The sequence below is a fragment of the Azomonas macrocytogenes genome (assembly GCF_014191985.1).
Lineage (GTDB): Bacteria > Pseudomonadota > Gammaproteobacteria > Pseudomonadales > Pseudomonadaceae > Azomonas > Azomonas macrocytogenes.
Genome location: NZ_JACHXI010000008.1, coordinates 99,813 through 117,092 on the forward strand (window position 1 = coordinate 99,813; position 17,280 = coordinate 117,092).

The window sequence follows — 17,280 nt, forward strand, 5'->3', positions numbered from 1 at the left end:
TGCTATTTATCGATCCAGAAAGCCTCGAACTTCCATGCCAACATAGGGATTACTTTCAGTTCATGAACGATGCAGCACTTGAATACCGTTTACAGCCTAGGCGACATGAGTAGAATTGCGCCCTTGTTTTCGAAGCCGAGCCCACCTCAATGGCCATGCCGACGCTGCGCATCATCGGATTCATTCTCGGCATTTTCCTGATTACGCTAGCCGTCGGCATGATCGTTCCGATGCTGGCGCTGTTGGCTTTCGAGCGTAAGGATGACCTGCAACCTTTCATCTGGGCAGGTCTGATTACTCTGCTCACCGGTCTGACACTGGTGCTACCCGGGCGACCTGCCCACATCCACTTGCGCCCACGCGACATGTATTTCCTGACCACCATCAGTTGGCTGGTGGTCTGCTGCTTCGCAGCCTTGCCGATGATGCTGATCCAGCACATCAGCTATACGGATGCCTTTTTCGAAACCATGTCGGGTATCACCACTACCGGCTCCACCGTACTCACCGGGCTGGACAGCACCTCTCCAGCGCTACTGATGTGGCGCTCCATGCTGCAATGGCTGGGCGGCATCGGCTTTATCGGCATGGCGGTGGCCATTTTGCCGTTGCTGCGCGTAGGCGGCATGCGCCTGTTCCAAACGGAATCTTCCGATTGGTCAGAAAAAGTCATGCCCCGCTCGCACATGGTCGCCAAATACATCGTCGGCATCTATGTAGTCTTCACTCTTGCAGCCATTCTGGCTTTCTGGCTCGCGGGTATGAAGCCGTTCGACGCACTCAACCTGGCAATGGCCTCGGTATCCACAGGAGGGTTTTCAACCTCCGACTCATCGATGGGAAAATTCAGTCCGGCCTCGCACTGGATCGCGATCTTCTTCATGGTGCTGGGCAGCTTGCCCTTTACGCTTTACGTCGCCATGCTGCGCGGCCAGCGCATGGCCATGCTGAAAGACCATCAGGTGCATGGTTTTCTCATTATCCTGCTGGCCATCAGTCTGCTGTTCAGCCTCTGGTATTGGCAGCACAGCCAGGAAAGCCTGCCAGATGCCATACGCATCGCAACCTTCAATGTAGTCTCGGTAGTCTCGACCACAGGCTTCGCCCTGGGCGATTACAGCCAGTGGGGCAATTTCGCGTTTATGACTTTCTTTTATCTGACCTTTATCGGCGGCTGCTCGGGCTCGACGTCGGGCGGTCTCAAAGTGTTCCGTTTCCAGGTCGCTTATGCCTTGCTCAAAGCCAACCTCAAGCAGTTGGTCCATCCACGTGCAGTGATCCGCCAGCAATATAATGGCCATGCTCTGGACGAAGAGATTGTCCGCTCGATCCTGACCTTTTCATTTTTCTTCACTGTCACCATCGCCTTGCTGGCGCTGTGCCTGACCTTGCTTGGGCTCGACCCCATCACAGCGCTGACTGGCGCGGCAACGGCCGTGTGCAATGTGGGCCCCGGGTTGGGGCCGATCATCGGCCCGGCAGGCAACTTCGCCCCCTTACCAGATCTAGCGAAGTGGCTGCTATCGCTCGGCATGCTATTGGGACGGCTGGAAATCATCACCGTACTGGTATTGCTGACCAGCAGTTTCTGGAAGCATTGATCGCTCATCGTTAGCGATCATTGTGTCCCAGCGAGCGCTGCGGATCGATCCGGTCACGCACGCGCTGCTTCAACTCCTTCGCTTCAGGGAAACCGCCGTCGGCCTTCCGCTCCCAGATCTGTACACCATCGCAAGTGATGCGAAAGATGCCACCCGTTCCAGGCTCCAGAACGACTCGGCCAAGACCGTCGGAAAAGGTACTCAACAGTTCCTGAGCCAGCCAGGCCGCACGCAATAACCACTGGCACTGACAGCAATAGCAGATAACGATCTCAGGCTTGGTCTCCGACATGATGCACCTCTGCTTCATGACACCAGTCCAGGAAAGGCTCTCAAGGTTCCCTGGGCAGAGCCCGTTTATGAGCGGTTTTATCGTAGGTTTGCACGATGATTCCAGCCACTTCGTCGTCCACCTCATGGCCGAGCAGGAAAGCATCGATATCGCGATAGGTAACCCCATGGGCCAGCTCATCCGGCTTGCCGGGATGCAATTCTTCCAAGTCGGCAGTAGGAACCTTATGAACCAGGGATTCAGGCGCCCCCAAGGCAGCTCCCAGTTGCCGCACCTGATCCTTTACCAGCCCGGTAAGAGGCGTGAGGTCACAAGCACCGTCGCCGAACTTGGTAAAAAAGCCCATGACCGCCTCGGCACCATGATCGGTTCCAATCACCAACCCCTGCCGGGCATTGGCAATGGTGTATTGCGCCACCATGCGTACTCGCGCCTTGGTATTGCCCAGCACGAAATCACGCATTGCTGGAGTCAATCCTTCCAACTCCCCCGTAGCGGCGGCCACAGCCTGCACAGCAGCCTTGATATTCACCGTATGGCATTCATCGGGCTTGATGGTATCGATAGCCAGCTGTGCTTCTTCTTCGTCATGCTGAACATCGTAAGGCAAGCGAACGGCCAGGAAGCGATAGTCATCCCCCTCACCGGCAGCGCGCATGGCTTCCACTGCCTTCTGCGCCAACAATCCAGTAGTAGTAGAATCAATGCCGCCACTGATACCTAGAACCAGAGTCTTCATACCTGAGTCGCGAAGGCACTGCTGGATAAAGCGTACCCGATGATCGATTTCCGCCTGTATTGCACCTTTCCCATCAAAGGGAGGGCAAATTTTCAAGGCTGCGGCGATTTCAAGCTGGCGACTATGCATCGGGAGCTCCTTCTGGCCAATGGCCGATCTGCGAAATGGTTGGCTTACGGTAATCCGACCGCAACCTGTCGAAAAAATCATGGTCATCGACTAATCGTCGCTCGCCGCCAGCCTCAGGGCAAGCGTGAAAGCAAAGCGGCCAACACACTGTTTGCGAAGTAAAACCAGCGTTCACAGGAGAAAAGCAGCGCGTGAGCGCAAGTTTTCGGTCATCGCTCAAAAAAAACCTGACCTATGCTTGAAAAATAACGGCAAAGAACCAATTCTGGAAAAGGTGCAGCAGGTATCGTGCAATCGAGCTGAACCGGATCACCATCATTGGTGTGCAATTCAGTCGCCACACCGATTCATTCACAGAAAGAGGCTATCGCTTCGCACAGTTCTCACAGATTGTCACAGCTAATATGTTTTACTTTTACTAATATATAACTGTAGACGCAATTCCATGACGGGTTGGCCTACAGCCTCTAGATGATGTAGCCTTGCCCATTGAAAAAAGGTTTTCAGGAAACTCCTGTATGCCACAGCCAATGAAGATCCAAACGCAGCGACAAGTACACTGCAAAGACTGCAGTCTTGCTCCTTTGTGTCTGCCGATCTCCCTGAACATGCAGGATATGGATGCTCTGGACGAGATTGTCAGGCGTGGTCGCCCGCTGAAAAAAGGGGAAGTCCTGTTTCGGCAAGGAGATCAGTTCGACTCGGTCTTTGCTGTTCGCTCTGGGACACTACGCACCTTCAGCGTTACCGATGGTGGCGAAGAGCAGATTACCGGCTTCCACCTGCCTAGCGAGCTTGTCGGCCTATCTGGAATGGATACCGAAAGCTATCCAGTCACAGCCCAGGCTCTTGAGACCACATCGGTCTGCGAGATTCCTTATGAGCGACTGGATGAGCTCAGCGTGCTCCTGCCTCAGTTGCGCCGTCAGTTGATGCGTATCATGAGTCGCGAGATTCGCGACGACCAGCAGATGATGATGTTGCTTTCCAAGAAGACAGCCGACGAACGCATCGCCACATTTCTGATCAACCTGTCGGCGCGTTTCAGCGCTCGCGGGTTTTCCGCCAATCAGTTTCGTTTATCCATGTCGCGTAACGAAATCGGCAACTTCCTTGGGTTGGCAGTAGAAACCGTATCGCGCGTGTTCACTCGTTTTCAGCACAACGGAATCATCGAAGCAGAAGGCAAGGAAATCAGGATAGTGGATTACATTTCGCTTTGTACGATGGCGGGTGGTTCAATAGAAATTTGAAACAACGCCCCATCTTGCTTGCCTTTTTGATAAGACGACTGGCATTTTATGTTCGTTATAGCGTCGAGGCCATAAATATAAATGGCCTGACACTATAACGATCTTCAGTGAATACCCCACCATCTCTAGATAAACCTTGCCATAGCAGCCTGGAATGATTCAGGCATGGAATATTCCTGCTTTCATTCGGTAGATCAGCCCTTCCCTCTTGCCTGTCAACAGCTACATGACTGACTGGCTAATAAAGCCTTGGTAAGGCTGTTTTTCTTTGGAACAGGATATCCAGCATTTTTAGTTTCATACTTGCTTAACTTATCCAGATAGTCGCACGGAAGCGCATGAGAAGCTGCACTGTTGATAATATAGTCAAGATATTCCTTACTAGGCGCTTTAAAATCTCCTAGCGTTGATTTTTTATAAGTAAAAGCTGGATATACAGTTCCATTTTCGCCGATTACATCCACCGGAAATTGGAAATATATCCCGGTACCGTCCAGGCGAGCAGCATGAAAAACATCCAGATAATCAACATCGTTACAGGAAACCTCGTATACCACACCAAAAATACTTTCTCCTGGTTGCTCGAGCAGGCTTTCCAAGCCACCATCCCAACGATCGGAATGTCCAAAAAAGGAAATTTTATGATCAGGTAATCTTGCCACACTAATAAACTTCGAATGATCACAACGAGAAACAATCTGATCGCTATTCATATCCGAACCATAAGCAAAATAAAAAATAGGTGCTTCGTTTTTAGGTGCCATTACGCTGTCTACCTTTGTCATTTTTGAAAGACATCAGCCCAGATTAGCTGACAGTTTTCCGGAGTTTTAACTTTGGCCAAACAGTAACTTTAAGCGCATGACCAGAATTTCCAGAATCATCAAACTCTGCAATCAGATTCAGCTCATCAAGTTTATGAGAAAACCATCTTGGGACGTGATCGCAAAGGATTTCAAATTTCCTGAACAGATTTTTTTCCATAAAAGGAATTAACACTAATCTTGAATTTAGTGTCTTATCTTTTTTCAGGACATTTTCAAGATCGATTCGGTAATAACCTTCCTCGATACATTCCGGAAGTACTATCGTTTTATCTTCGCAATTGCTATGATTATTTAGAAATGCTTGCTTCCTGCCACCTTCGCCTTTCTTGCACCTTCCTGACTCCGATTCAGCCTTGGCTTTTTCCTCAGCCAAAGCTAATTCCTTCTCTGCCTGGATGTTAATTTCCATCTGCTCGACATTAGTCAGCTGTTCTGTAATAGCGCCATTTGATCTCCACGTATGAAACCCCATTTCCTCCTGTAAAATGGAATACGGCAATCCTCTCACTTCATCAGAAAGTAATATTTTACAATCTTCCAGCTGAGTGACTAATCCTCTTAAGGCATCCTTTACTTCTGATATGTTCATATCATCGGACATTTCAAGAGGCACTTCTTTCTTTAATTTCCAGCATTCCAAAGACTTTTCATAAAGAAGAGCACTGCCACATTTGTAAAGAGTGGTCATTTCTTTATGTTCATCAACGTAGGCTGCAATTTTCATATGGGCTCCTTATCAAGTTCACCACAAACAATGAGGTTTGACGGAGGAGAAGTTACATCCGCAGAATATTCTGCGGATGTATTTCAAAATGAAGAGTGCGAAATCAATAATAATTACTGATTTCTTACCAGACGTTGAGCAGCCATTCCTTGTTCTTCTTGTGCTCCATGTCGGCGAACAAGGTATTGGCCATCTGCTCGGCCAGCCATATCGCTCCGCCATAGCCAACGGTCGGATAGCGATACAGCCCCGCACGATCGTAAGTGGGGAAGCCTACACGCAGCATGGGAATGTTGTAATCGATGGAAATGAACCGACCCTTGGAGTGACCCAGGATGAGATCGAGTTCGAGGCCCTCGTTCTTGATGCGGTTTTCCAGTTCCCAGAAGTCCGCATTCATGACGATTTCCATGTCGTAATCGACATTCTCTTTGAGCGCCACGACACGCGGATCGTTAGGATACTTCGAGTTGTCGTCGCCCAGCAGCAGCAAGACAGGCTTCATCTCCAGGTCCAGGCAGAACTCCGCCAGTCCGATCACCAGGTCAGGCGCGCCGTAGATCGCGACGCGCTTTTCCGCCAAGAACATGTGGGTCAAGTCCGCCAAGGCATCGAGAGCGACACCACGCTCACGCACCAGCGACTGGGGAATCGGCTTGCCGGTCACCTTCCTCAAGTTCTGCAGGAAGCTATCCGTATTGCGGATACCGATCGGCGTAGGTCCGACGACGGCCGGGATCTCGAATTTCTTCTGGAGGAATTCGGCCGCCTTGTTGCCTTCGTAACGGTTCAGGGCAAAGGTCGCCAAAGCGTTCCCGGTGTCGACCAGATCCTCGATGGTGGTGTTGCCGTGGGAAACCGCGCTGCCATCCGGCAGCACTGGGGAGTCGAAGCTTTCGATCTCGAACAGCACGTTGGCTTCGATATCCATTTCCGCTAGCAGGTGCTTGAGCTCCTTCACATCTCCCGGGTTGACCCAGCCGGTGAGCAGGTTGATCTTGTCGTTGGGGTTCTCTCTTTTGGCAAAGTGACGAACCACATCCCTGACTGCCACATCGTAGCCGCTGATCATGCTACCGACGAAGCTCGGCGTGTGCATGGCGATGAGGTGGACTTCCCGGTCGGCGAACTTCTCTTTCAGCAGCCCTTCGTTGAGCTTCTTGATCACCCCGTCGACGTCGTCGCCGATGATTTCCGTCGAGCAGGTGGTGATGATTGGCACCACCTTCACGTCAGGGTAGCGGCTCAGCAGTACGTCGACCGCTTCCTCGACCCGTCCGCAGGCACCGAACACCGCGCCGTCCTCGTGCAGAGAGGAGGATGCTAGCTCGAAGCTTTCCTTGAAATGCTGGGAAAAGATCAGGCGGACGAACATCACGCAACCCTGTCCACCGTGAACAATACCGATGCAATCCTTGATACCGATACTGACGAACTGCGCGCCGGCCGGCTGGCAGGTGAAGATCGGGTTGACGGTACCAACCCGGTCTTTTTCCTTGATTTCGCAGGACATATCTATCCCCTCTCAATAATTTTTGTCAGATAGCTCTTCGTTGAGCGATCCACTGATGGTCAGATAGTCCAAACGAGCCTTGAGCGTATCGATCAGCTGGGCCAGCTCATCCTTGGACATTGCATTGATCCAGGTATAACGCTCCCGGTAGGCATCCACCAAGGACACGGCATCCACCCAGTAGCAGCGGTCGGAAGGCGTGCTGAGGTCCACTGGCTCACCACAGAGCAACTGCTTGGTCTTCTTGAGGATTTCCTCGTTCTGACGCTCGCGGTCCCAGTTGCGGGAATGGAACTGCCAGAGGCAGTGCTTCATGATGAAGTCGATCAGTTCCTCGACCTTGTCATCCATGGGCGTAGCAGGCGGCGGTGCAACCCGCTCTTTTTTCGTCGTCGCGGCTTTCATACGGCTCTCCTCATGCTCCGGCAGCGGCCTTGGGCTCGAAGGTCGGGTACTCCTTCTCGCGCAAATGGGACACGCTGTCGTAATTTCCGGTGTATTGGCGCAGGGTCTCGGAATTGCGCACTTCCTCGCTCAGGTTGCCGTCGGAAAGCATCTGGCGAGTGAGGAAGCCGCTGTCTGTGGGAACCTCGTCCTTGCTGATATCGATCCCGGAAAGCTGATGGATCGGCGAGTAGATGGCGTTGTAGATGTCCCGGGCAAAACGCACCCAACCTTCGAAACCCTTGTAGGGGCCGTTGTGGTAGGCGTGGGCGTTGAGGTAGGGAACCCGGACCTTCTTGGCCACTTCGCCAGGACGCTTACCGGTCAGGATGATATCGGGCTTGAGCATTTCCAACGCTTCCAAGCCTTCCAGCTCGTTCGGGTCGTCGATGGCCAAGGTGCCTTCGCCGCAGCGGGCGATGCCTTTCTCCATGTCGCCCTGGTGGCCAAACTTGGTATATACCGAGACCACCTTGAGGCCCATCTCCTGCTCGATCACATGCGCCCAGTGCCACAGCTTGGAGCCGCCCGGCCATAGGCAGACCTTCTTGCCCATCAGGCGCTCCTTGTACCAGTCGAGCTCAGGCTTCCAGCGCGCCACTTCCACGTCGATGATGGCCTTGGCCCGTTCTTCGATACCGAAGAACATGCCGATCTTGCGCAACGAGTCGGCCAGCGGCTCGAAGCCGAAGCCATCGATGTCCAGGCGCGGGATGCCATAGCGCACGCGCAGTTCATTACAGATGTACTCGGCCGAGCGGGCACACTCCAGCACGTTCAGATGGGCGCGGTGCATGGCGCGCAGGCCATCATAGGAACCGTTGCCGGTGAAGGTGGACAGCACCTGGATACCCATGCGCTTGAAGTAGTCCACCATGACTTCCTGGTCGCCCTGGATGTTGTACTCGCCCACGTAGTTGATCACGTAGTCGCTGGTAATTTCCGGCTCTAGGTTACCGACCTTCTGGTTGATCCAGGCGATGTTGATCTTGTGGTGTCCGCCCGACTGGCTGGGGCCGGCGAAACCGGGCGAGTTGCAGACGAAGATGTCCACCTCCGGCATTTCCTCCATCACTTCTTCGGCGATGGCATTGATGTCATCGCCGATCAGTGCGGTGGCGCAGGTCTGGTAGATGCTCATCCGCTTGATTTGGGGAAAGGCCTTGAAGGCCTCGATGATGTTTTGCTTCAGCAACTTCTCGGCACCGAAGACGATGTGCTTTTCCTTCACATCGGTCGCGTAAGTGTACTTGAGCTGGAAGTTGTCGTTATCGCTGATATAACGCTTGGTCTGCCACGTATCGTAAGTACAGCCAACCGGACCATGGCTGATGTGAATTACATCTTTCATGGGGCTGCCAATCACGTGCTTCGCACCGCAATAAGCACAGCCACGCTCGGAAATCGAACCGGGAATGGTATTGAGATATCCCTGGGGAAGAGCATCCGCAATGGTTTCGCCCTTGCCCTTTATAACGACATGCTGTTTCCGCTCGGGAATGACTTTGCTACTTTCAAATTCATGATGAGGCATGACACAAGTCCCCTTTTTTGCCTTTGATGGAAAGCTGTTTCAATCAGCCATGCCGTACTTGACGACCATATCTTCGAGCTGATCCATAGTGAGAGGCTTTGGAATCACGAATTCTTCATTCTCGATAATCTTGCGTGCAAGTTCGCTGTACTCCAGCGCCTGATTTTGACTGGCATCGAACTCAGTTACGGTTTTCTTGTTGAACTCCGCCTTCTGCACGATATTGTCACGCGGCACGAAATGAATCATTTTGGAACCGATGGCCGCAGTGAACTCTTCAAGAAACTCCTTTTCCCCATCAACTTTACGGCTGTTGCAAATGATGCCACCGAGACGTACACCACTCTGCTTCGCGTATTTGACCAGGCCTTTGCAAATGTTATTTGCTGCGTAGATAGCCATCATCTCGCCGGAAGCGACGATATAGACTTCCTGAGCCTTACCATCGCGAATCGGCATGGCAAAACCACCACAGACCACATCGCCCAGTACATCAAAGAAGACAAAGTCAAGATCGTCGGTATAGGCACCGTTTTCTTCCATTAAATCAATGGCGGTAATCACCCCACGGCCCGCACAGCCAACACCCGGCTCAGGGCCGCCAGACTCGACGCACTGGATATCCATAAAGCCTTTTTTGATCACATCCTCATTAGTGATCTTTTCCGCACCCCTGTCGCGCAACATGTCCATCAGGGTATCCTGAGGCTTACCACCGAGAATAAGACGGGTTGAATCTGCCTTGGGATCGCAGCCATGGATAAAGACTTTCTTATCGTGGAAATGAGCTAATGCGGCGGCCGTATTCTGAGTCGTAGTTGATTTTCCGATACCACCCTTTCCATAAATTGCAACTTTACGAGTCATATCCTAAAGATCCTCTATAGTCAGTAGTAATTTGTAATCAGCACTTCATGCTAAACATGTAATAGCAATGGGCATGCCAAATTCAACAAAATAAAAATCAAGTAAGCACAACAACTGAAAAAACGTTATCACAGCGCCATCAACAATAGATAATGCGTTGTTTTTAAAAGAATAAAATAAAAAAACACATCCGTACCAAAATGATTAATTTACATAAATGTAATCTTTTTAAATAAAATTAACATTTACCTAAAGGCTTTATATCTCAGTAGAATTTTAAATTTCTGTATTAAGGTAAATTCCAAAATCAGTATTTACTGTTTGTGTAATTTTCACGGTTGACGGATAAATTTCACCCAAGTCAAAATTCGGCATACTCCGCTTGAAGGTGGCATACCAGCAGGCACAGATATCCAATCAAGCCCAAGCGAGCTTTAAAGAAAAGGTCATCAGGAATCAATAGGAGATAAGAGATAAGAGATAAGAGATAAGAGATAAGAGATAAGAGATAAGAGATAAGAGATAAATCAGGAAGTAAACAGACTCAGGATACTATCGAAGCCAAACGATAGTTATCCTGAAAGTGGAGGATTAAAGCCTTTCAGCAAGATATCATTTTGAGGAAAATGTAAACAAGGATAAACACGCGTCTTGTCCGATCAGTAATACATCGATTGATACATCAAGAGCACGTTCTAATCATCATCGCAGTCAGTAGAACCGGCAATACGAAAAGTTTTGTAGTTGATATTATGCCGCTCCATTCGAACACCCAACATACGTCGCGTCAATCCTAGTTCTTCAGCAGCCTTACCCATGCGGCCATTATTATTTTTCAACGATTCCACAATCATTTCATACTCAACTGCTCGAATTTTCTCTTCCAGCGTGATACCAAAGGCCGTACCGGTTTCTTTCGAGGTTTGCAAGGATGGAGGAAGATCATAGCTGTGAATAACGTCATCGTCAGAAAGAATGACTGCTCGCTCAAGAATGTTTTCCAGCTCACGCACATTTCCAGGCCAGTGATAGCTGACCAACATGTTAAGAGCAGGAGTCGAAATGCGTTTGATCTCTTTATTATTTTCTTTCGAAAAAGCAGTAACGAAATGGTCAGCCAAAGCGATTACATCGCTACCGCGTTCACGTAATGGTGGAACAGTGATAGGAAATACATTAAGTCGATAATAAAGATCTTCTCGAAAAGTTCCTTTTTCTACCATTTCGATAAGATTACGGTTAGTAGCAGCAATAATACGCACATCTATTTTAACAGGCTTACTTCCCCCTACTCTTTCGAATGTTTTCTCCTGCAATACACGTAATAGTTTTGCCTGTATCGACAGACTCAACTCTCCAACTTCATCGAGGAATATGGTACCGCCATCAGCCTGTTCGAAATAACCTTTGTGCATCATCAGAGCACCCGTAAACGAGCCTTTCTCATGCCCGAACAATTCACTTTCAGCCAGGTTATCGGGTAAAGCCGCACAATTGGAAATGATGAATGGCCCTTCGGTATTCGTACTATTGTAATGAATGGCACCAGCTACCAACTCTTTACCTACACCACTTTCCCCCAGAATCAGTACTGTAGCCCTGGTATTTGCAACTTTTTCGATAAGCCGATAAACCTCCTGCATAGGCTTTGAGTTGCCGATGATATTTGATGGCTTGAATTTTTTCTTCAGCGCATTCCTCAAGCGGGAATTTTCATTTTCCAAACGAACTTTATCAAAATTTTCAATCAGATATAGCTCGACCGCTGGAGCGATCATTGAGGCGATCATCGATAATAATTCGACATCTTGCTTGAGCAAGTGCTGATTCATATAAACACGCTCGGCACCGATAGTCCCCAATACTTTTTGAGCACGCATGATCGGCACACTCAGAAAAACTGTATTGGCTTTCAGATTTCCTTTTTTTTCTTTTTCATTATGCGCGCGGGTACGATCAAGAAAATCAGGATTATTATGTAGACGTCGAGCAATAATTGCTTTACCAGTCTCTACTACTTTACCGGTAATTCCCTCACCCGATGCATAAATACCACGCCTTTTCTCTTCATCTGTCAAACCAAAGCTGTCATGAATGGAAATGGTTTCAGAATAACAATCATAAAGCGTCACAATGCCTCGGTGCATTTTCAATGGACGCTGTTGCATAACATTCAAGATAATGGAAAGAGAATCGCCGAGATCGGAGCTACTAGTAATGCTTTGACTAATTTTATAAAGAATCGGCAGCATACTTATACGGCATTCACCGGTAAAGCAGTGGCTAAATTCCTCAATAAAATAGTCGACATCCAATTCCAAAGTAACTGTATCGCTTATCGGCATAACATATACCCTTATCAAGCTTTAATTTAATACGAGCAAATTCAGGGCCAAAAAAATACTGAACCATATAATTAGAAAAGTTACAAATTAGTATTTTGTTCACAGGGGAACTTTAACTTTCCACACATAACCTCAATAAACCTATACTACTAGATAAAACGATATTTCAACGCTTTTCAACATGACATCGATCAGCATCATCAATAGTTATGCGCAAAATCGTAAAATTCCCCTTACAAGCTGGCAATATTTACAGATCATTCAAAATCTTATGACGTCATGGAATAAAAGAAAACTTACACAACGAATTAATCCCAATCAAGGGATTGGGACGATCCAGAACCATCAAGATATTTTTTAAATTAAATCTACATACATGTTAATTTTTTTCTGGAATATACAGTCCCCGTACAATTCAACCAATCACCGGTTGGATATTTTCATACGCATTACCCCACAAACCAAACACACTCAATAAACACTTATAAATCAATAAAATATAAGTCATGTCGTTTCCACAAAAATCCTATACCTCATGCAAAACAATACCCATCAACAATAAATGGCATATTTACTGCTAGATTCAGTCGATAAAAAGCCAAAGTGCTATTTTTATAAATATCCAAATCTGCCATTAACAAATAAATAGAATATCAATTCAATTATTTCTCTTACATGAAGGAATGACCTCATGAAAAATATTCTTAAAGAAGAAGCTATCGATTCAAATTCTTCAGTGTCATCTCTTAGTGAAGAAGCACGATTTAAAATCATTACCGAAACAATCGAAAAATTACGTCCTAACCTACAGGCAGATGGCGGTGATATGGAAATCGTTGCAATTGACGGATACAAAGTACGCTTGAGGCTAAAAGGTGTCTGCGCCGGATGTACCGCAGCAGGAGAAACCTTGGGAGGTATTCGTCGGCACTTGATGCTCGCACTAGGAGAGAACGAGCCAATACTGGTACTACCCGAACTGAAGCAATAGTTATTCATTAGTTATTCATTACGAAAAGAAGCTATTTCGAATAACTACTTATCTAGACTGAGCATGTATAAAGTAATTTACTGAATTCATGCCAAGCGAATGCCATGAATATTCATATGGCAGATTGGCTGGGTTCCAAGGAAAACTAATGAGCGAAGATAAAATCAAGCAAGAAGCACCGAGTGCTCGTACTCACGTCAAGCGATATAATTGGCTAGCCCGATATGATCGTGAAACCGTAGAGGAAATACTCGATGCAGTACCTCTGGCGCATGTGGGTTGCATGATCAATGGGGTTCCCTTCGTTACCCCCACCTTTTTCTGGAGAGAAGGTGATCGAGTATATTGGCACGGTTCAGCAGCAGGACGTATGTTCAAAGTCCTGGAGCAACAGGATATCTGCATGACGGTATCGCTACTGGACGGCTTGGTGATAGCGCGCTCGGCCTACAATTTCAATTGTAACTTTCGTTCAGTGATGCTGGTGGGGCGAGCAGAGCTGATCACTGATGAAGCGGTCAAGACAGAGAAACTGAAAAACTTCGTTAATGGCTTGATCCCAAAAGAATGGGAGCGCTTGCGTCCGGTTCATCCAAAAGAGATCAAGGCTACAGCTGTAGCGTCGATGTCGATCACAGAAGCATCTTGTAAAATCCGGACGGGACCACCCCAGGATGATGAGGAAGACTATGAGTTTCCATCATGAGCAGGTGTCATTCCTATTCGCTATCAGGTTCTACCACCAGAACCCGATCCCCGAAATCTTCCACATATTGAAATGCCAGATGACATTTTGAAGTTTCGCTTGGGGTAAAGAATGAATGGGTAATTGGCCGGGTGCTTCCACGCTCGGCCACCCACTGGTCTTTCAGATGTCCTGGAACTCAGTTGAAAATAAACAAAAAAACTGTTGAAGGCAGCCGATCGGAACAGTGTCTTTTCTGACTGCGCCCCTATCAGAACCGGACGGGCTGCCTTCCTGCCAGGGCGTGTGCCAAAGTACCGCCGTCTACCAGATCCAGCTCCCCTCCCAATGGAACACCATGGGCGATGCGGCTGATGACCAGCCCCTTGGGAGCGAGCAATTGAGCAATATAATAAGCTGTTGCTTCGCCTTCCACAGTTGGGTTGGTCGCCAGGATCACTTCGCCGAACGCCCCGTTGTCGATCCGTTCGAGCAGTTCGGGAATACCAATGGCTTCAGGCCCCAAACCATCGAGGGGAGAAAGTTGTCCCTTGAGTACAAAATAGCGCCCACGATAGCCGGTCTGCTCGACCGCGAAGACATCCATAGGGCTCTGTACGATGCAAAGCAGGCCAGCGTCACGCGCCGGGTCGGCACATTGTTGGCACAGCTCGTTTTCACTTAGCGTTCGGCATTGACGGCAATAACCGACACCTTCCATCGCCGTAGATAGCGCCTGGGCCAAGCGCAATCCTCCGCTGCGATCGCGTTCGAGCAAATGCAAGGCCATGCGCTGGGCACTCTTGCGCCCGACTCCGGGAAGAATGCGCAGAGCATCGATCAATTGCTGGATAAGCGGGCTAAAACTCATCGGTCTCCCGGGCAGGCTGCACAAATCAAAATTGTGATGCTTACTCTACCAAGCTCTTGCGTTTTAACCCGCAGACTTGAAGTTTACAATCTGCTCAGAACGGCATTTTGAAACCGGGTGGCAACTGCATGCCAGCGGTCATTCCAGCCATTTTCTCCTGATTGTTCTGCTCGATCTTGCGTACGGCATCGTTCACTGCCGCGGCAATGAGATCTTCGAGCACTTCCTTGTCTTCCTGCATCAGGCTGTCATCGAGAGCAACGCGTTTGACATCATGCCGGCCATTCATCGTTACACTGACCAGACCGGCGCCGGACTGCCCGATCACTTCGGCATTTGCCAGCTCTTCCTGCATCTTCTGCATTTTTTCCTGCATCTGCTGCGCCTGCTTCATCAGGCCGGCCATGCCACCTTTCATCATGAGATATCACCTCGGGGGTCGGAATGTTCCAGGGGTTCGATGGTGCCATCGCGGATGGTCGCAGAAAACTGAGCCATCAACTCTTGCACCAGTGGATCTGATCGAATGGATAACTCGGCAGCGCGTTGCCGCTCCTGGCGCCGACGTGCAGCGGCCTGGGCCGGGGTTTCCTGCTGCGGCTTGCACAGCTGGATATCCATCTTGAGCGGGCGTCCATGATATTGATTCAATGCCTCGACCAATCGGCGCTGCTGGGTTGCGTTGAAAAGCGAACTTTGCTCGGGATCCAGATGCAGCAACCAGCAATCTTCCTGCACCGAAACCAGCGTGCAGTTTGCCGCAATACTGGCAGTCAAACCGGACAAGCCCAGCTTGGGTAGCAGTGCGATCCACTCTGCCGCCAGGCCGACCGCGGGCTGGGCGGCAAGTTGTGGCAGCTCAGGCCGTACCTCGGGCTCAGCGTTGAAATATTCGAGACAAGCTTCAGCCTGGGTTGCCACTTCAAAATAATCTTCGTCGGTCAACTGCGGCTCTTCATCATCGAGCCTCTCTACCGGCTCGGCACAAGCTACTGGCTCCAGCAATGCGCCATCAAACGGGGGGGCGACCCATTCTTCATTAGCAGTAACGATAGCTATTGTTGGTGGTTCGTCCCACGGTACATCGACTTTCTCGACATTCGGTAATGGGTCGCTAGCGACGATGGCTTCGTTCGCTGGAGCAGCAGGAATTTCCTGTACCTTTTCGCTTGCGCCTCGCGGAACCGGATGGCTCTGCCCTGTCGAGTCAGAGCCGCTTGCAGTTTGCGGCTGCATAGCCGCTGCGGCCACCGGACCAATAAGAGAATCAGTCGTGGCCGGGCTGATCCTCAAGTGCTTTAGCGAGGTTTTCGGAGCACCTGGCGCATCGGCCGGACGAAACGCCAGCATGCGCAGCAGCACCATTTCGAAACCACTGCGCGAGTCAGGCGCCAGCGGCAGGTCGCGCCGGCCGATCAACCCCATCTGGTAATAGAATTGTATGTCTTCGGCAGGCAATGCCTGGGCCAGAGCCAATACGCGCTCACGGTCGCCCTGGCCATTATCCACCGCATCCGGCAACAATTGGGCGATGGCTATCCGATGCAGCACATTGAGCATTTCGGCCAGGACACCGGCCCAGTCCGGTCCCTGCTCCGCCAATCGCTGCACCACCTCCAGCATTTCTCGGGCATCGCCTTCCAGCAATGCCTGCAGTACCTCATACACCTGGCCATGATCGAGTGTGCCCAGCATCGTTCGCACATCTGCTGCCAATACCTTGCCTTCACCGAAGGCAATAGCCTGGTCGGTAAGACTCATGGCGTCGCGCATCGAGCCGTCGGCAGCACGTCCCAACAGCCAGAGGGCATCCTGCTCGAAGGGAATGCCTTCGACACCGAGCACATGGCTCAAGTGCTCGACCACGCGCTCGGGCGGCATATTCTTCAGGGCGAACTGCAGGCAGCGCGACAGGATGGTTACCGGCAGCTTCTGTGGATCGGTGGTAGCCAGCAGGAACTTGACGTGCGGCGGCGGTTCTTCAAGGGTCTTGAGCAACGCATTGAATGAATGCGTGGAGAGCATGTGTACCTCATCGATGAGGTATACCTTGTAACGGCCACGGGTCGGCGCGTACTGAACGTTATCCAACAGCTCACGGGTATCTTCGACCTTGGTCCGGCTCGCTGCGTCCACCTCGATCAGGTCGACGAAACGCCCTTCATCGATTTCCCGGCAGACCGAGCACTGCCCGCAAGGCGTCGAGCTGACACCTGTCTCGCAGTTCAAGCACTTGGCGATGATCCGTGCAATGGTGGTCTTGCCAACGCCGCGGGTCCCCGTAAAAAGATAGGCATGGTGCAGGCGCTGGTTATCCAGTGCATTGATCAAGGCCTTGAGCACATGGGTCTGCCCGACCATTTCGCGAAACGAGCGCGGACGCCATTTTCGAGCAAGAACCTGATAACTCATATCACCATCGCGGGATGTAACACGGGAATGCGCAATCCTAGCGAAGCAGGCCG

The 17,280-nt window shown here is 50.1% G+C and carries 16 protein-coding genes; 4 read left to right on the forward strand and 12 right to left on the reverse strand.

Annotated elements, in window-relative coordinates:
• Positions 1-149 precede the first annotated feature (149 nt).
• Positions 150-1,601: a TrkH family potassium uptake protein gene (locus tag FHR87_RS09815; RefSeq protein WP_183166549.1), complete on the forward strand. Its 1,452-nt coding sequence runs from the start codon at positions 150-152 to the stop codon at positions 1,599-1,601.
• A 10-nt stretch (positions 1,602-1,611) separates the two neighbouring features.
• On the opposite strand, the gene FHR87_RS09820 is transcribed toward FHR87_RS09815, so the two are convergent.
• Both FHR87_RS09820 and nadE read right to left on the reverse strand, forming a co-directional pair.
• The gene (locus tag FHR87_RS09820) at positions 1,612-1,893 is read right to left on the reverse strand and encodes an Rdx family protein (protein ID WP_183166550.1); all 282 of its coding nucleotides are present in this window, start codon (positions 1,891-1,893) and stop codon (positions 1,612-1,614) included.
• 40 nt (positions 1,894-1,933) lie between these two features.
• Complete coding sequence (gene nadE, locus FHR87_RS09825) at positions 1,934-2,761, reverse strand: ammonia-dependent NAD(+) synthetase (RefSeq protein ID WP_183166551.1); 828 nt, start codon at positions 2,759-2,761, stop codon at positions 1,934-1,936.
• 518 nt (positions 2,762-3,279) lie between these two features.
• Here nadE and fnr point away from each other — a divergent pair.
• Entirely contained in the window at positions 3,280-4,014 is a 735-nt protein-coding gene (gene fnr / locus FHR87_RS09830; protein WP_183166552.1) for a fumarate/nitrate reduction transcriptional regulator Fnr, read from the forward strand.
• Between the two features lie 215 nt (positions 4,015-4,229).
• On the opposite strand, the gene FHR87_RS09835 is transcribed toward fnr, so the two are convergent.
• The 7 genes from FHR87_RS09835 to FHR87_RS09865 all read right to left on the reverse strand — a co-directional run bounded on the left by FHR87_RS09835 (position 4,230) and on the right by FHR87_RS09865 (position 12,268).
• Complete coding sequence (locus FHR87_RS09835; RefSeq protein ID WP_183166553.1) at positions 4,230-4,778, reverse strand: gamma-glutamylcyclotransferase family protein; 549 nt, start codon at positions 4,776-4,778, stop codon at positions 4,230-4,232.
• 43 nt (positions 4,779-4,821) lie between these two features.
• Positions 4,822-5,565 carry a Fe-only nitrogenase accessory protein AnfO gene (anfO, locus tag FHR87_RS09840; protein ID WP_183166554.1) on the reverse strand — a complete coding sequence of 248 codons (744 nt, stop codon included), beginning with the start codon at positions 5,563-5,565 and terminating at the stop codon, positions 4,822-4,824.
• A 124-nt stretch (positions 5,566-5,689) separates the two neighbouring features.
• Positions 5,690-7,078 carry a Fe-only nitrogenase subunit beta gene (anfK, locus tag FHR87_RS09845; RefSeq protein ID WP_183166555.1) on the reverse strand — a complete coding sequence of 463 codons (1,389 nt, stop codon included), beginning with the start codon at positions 7,076-7,078 and terminating at the stop codon, positions 5,690-5,692.
• Between the two features lie 12 nt (positions 7,079-7,090).
• Positions 7,091-7,483: a Fe-only nitrogenase subunit delta gene (anfG, locus tag FHR87_RS09850; protein ID WP_221189796.1), complete on the reverse strand. Its 393-nt coding sequence runs from the start codon at positions 7,481-7,483 to the stop codon at positions 7,091-7,093.
• A gap of 10 nt (positions 7,484-7,493) precedes the next feature.
• Positions 7,494-9,056, reverse strand: coding sequence for a nitrogenase iron-iron protein, alpha chain (gene anfD, locus FHR87_RS09855; protein ID WP_183166556.1), 1,563 nt, complete (start codon positions 9,054-9,056; stop codon positions 7,494-7,496).
• Positions 9,057-9,095: 39 nt separating this feature from the next.
• Positions 9,096-9,923, reverse strand: coding sequence for a nitrogenase iron protein (gene nifH / locus FHR87_RS09860; protein ID WP_183166557.1), 828 nt, complete (start codon positions 9,921-9,923; stop codon positions 9,096-9,098).
• A 695-nt stretch (positions 9,924-10,618) separates the two neighbouring features.
• Positions 10,619-12,268: a sigma 54-interacting transcriptional regulator gene (locus tag FHR87_RS09865; RefSeq protein WP_221189797.1), complete on the reverse strand. Its 1,650-nt coding sequence runs from the start codon at positions 12,266-12,268 to the stop codon at positions 10,619-10,621.
• Positions 12,269-12,959: 691 nt separating this feature from the next.
• On the opposite strand from FHR87_RS09865, the gene FHR87_RS09870 reads away from it, so the two are divergent.
• Together FHR87_RS09870 and FHR87_RS09875 are read left to right on the forward strand one after the other, a co-directional pair.
• Positions 12,960-13,259 (forward strand): NifU family protein, encoded by a 300-nt coding sequence (locus FHR87_RS09870; protein ID WP_183166558.1) that lies wholly within the window; start codon positions 12,960-12,962, stop codon positions 13,257-13,259.
• A gap of 148 nt (positions 13,260-13,407) precedes the next feature.
• Positions 13,408-13,965, forward strand: a complete 558-nt coding sequence (locus FHR87_RS09875) for a pyridoxamine 5'-phosphate oxidase family protein (RefSeq protein WP_246335963.1) — start codon at positions 13,408-13,410, stop codon at positions 13,963-13,965.
• A gap of 250 nt (positions 13,966-14,215) precedes the next feature.
• Here the strand turns inward: FHR87_RS09875 and recR are convergent, their stop codons facing one another.
• From recR to dnaX, 3 genes are all read right to left on the reverse strand, one after another.
• Positions 14,216-14,815 carry a recombination mediator RecR gene (gene recR, locus FHR87_RS09880; protein WP_183166559.1) on the reverse strand — a complete coding sequence of 200 codons (600 nt, stop codon included), beginning with the start codon at positions 14,813-14,815 and terminating at the stop codon, positions 14,216-14,218.
• A gap of 94 nt (positions 14,816-14,909) precedes the next feature.
• The gene (locus FHR87_RS09885; protein ID WP_183166560.1) at positions 14,910-15,236 is read right to left on the reverse strand and encodes a YbaB/EbfC family nucleoid-associated protein; all 327 of its coding nucleotides are present in this window, start codon (positions 15,234-15,236) and stop codon (positions 14,910-14,912) included.
• Complete coding sequence (dnaX, locus tag FHR87_RS09890) at positions 15,233-17,227, reverse strand: DNA polymerase III subunit gamma/tau (RefSeq protein WP_183166561.1); 1,995 nt, start codon at positions 17,225-17,227, stop codon at positions 15,233-15,235. Before dnaX ends, FHR87_RS09885 begins: the two co-directional genes overlap by 4 nt.
• Positions 17,228-17,280: the final 53 nt, after the last annotated feature.

What these genes read in the sequence shown, in the direction of transcription:
- nadE (WP_183166551.1), bottom strand. Translation starts at nt 2,761, where the DNA reads ATGCATAGTCGCCAGCTTGAAATCGCCGCAGCCTTGAAAATTTGCCCT.
- FHR87_RS09865 (WP_221189797.1), bottom strand. Translation starts at nt 12,268, where the DNA reads ATGCCGATAAGCGATACAGTTACTTTGGAATTGGATGTCGACTATTTT.
- anfK (WP_183166555.1), bottom strand. Translation starts at nt 7,078, where the DNA reads ATGTCCTGCGAAATCAAGGAAAAAGACCGGGTTGGTACCGTCAACCCG.
- nifH (WP_183166557.1), bottom strand. Translation starts at nt 9,923, where the DNA reads ATGACTCGTAAAGTTGCAATTTATGGAAAGGGTGGTATCGGAAAATCA.
- anfG (WP_221189796.1), bottom strand. Translation starts at nt 7,483, where the DNA reads ATGAAAGCCGCGACGACGAAAAAAGAGCGGGTTGCACCGCCGCCTGCT.
- FHR87_RS09870 (WP_183166558.1), top strand. Translation starts at nt 12,960, where the DNA reads ATGAAAAATATTCTTAAAGAAGAAGCTATCGATTCAAATTCTTCAGTG.
- FHR87_RS09875 (WP_246335963.1), top strand. Translation starts at nt 13,408, where the DNA reads ATGAGCGAAGATAAAATCAAGCAAGAAGCACCGAGTGCTCGTACTCAC.
- anfO (WP_183166554.1), bottom strand. Translation starts at nt 5,565, where the DNA reads ATGAAAATTGCAGCCTACGTTGATGAACATAAAGAAATGACCACTCTT.
- FHR87_RS09820 (WP_183166550.1), bottom strand. Translation starts at nt 1,893, where the DNA reads ATGTCGGAGACCAAGCCTGAGATCGTTATCTGCTATTGCTGTCAGTGC.
- FHR87_RS09815 (WP_183166549.1), top strand. Translation starts at nt 150, where the DNA reads ATGGCCATGCCGACGCTGCGCATCATCGGATTCATTCTCGGCATTTTC.
- FHR87_RS09885 (WP_183166560.1), bottom strand. Translation starts at nt 15,236, where the DNA reads ATGATGAAAGGTGGCATGGCCGGCCTGATGAAGCAGGCGCAGCAGATG.
- fnr (WP_183166552.1), top strand. Translation starts at nt 3,280, where the DNA reads ATGCCACAGCCAATGAAGATCCAAACGCAGCGACAAGTACACTGCAAA.
- dnaX (WP_183166561.1), bottom strand. Translation starts at nt 17,227, where the DNA reads ATGAGTTATCAGGTTCTTGCTCGAAAATGGCGTCCGCGCTCGTTTCGC.
- FHR87_RS09835 (WP_183166553.1), bottom strand. Translation starts at nt 4,778, where the DNA reads ATGGCACCTAAAAACGAAGCACCTATTTTTTATTTTGCTTATGGTTCG.
- anfD (WP_183166556.1), bottom strand. Translation starts at nt 9,056, where the DNA reads ATGCCTCATCATGAATTTGAAAGTAGCAAAGTCATTCCCGAGCGGAAA.
- recR (WP_183166559.1), bottom strand. Translation starts at nt 14,815, where the DNA reads ATGAGTTTTAGCCCGCTTATCCAGCAATTGATCGATGCTCTGCGCATT.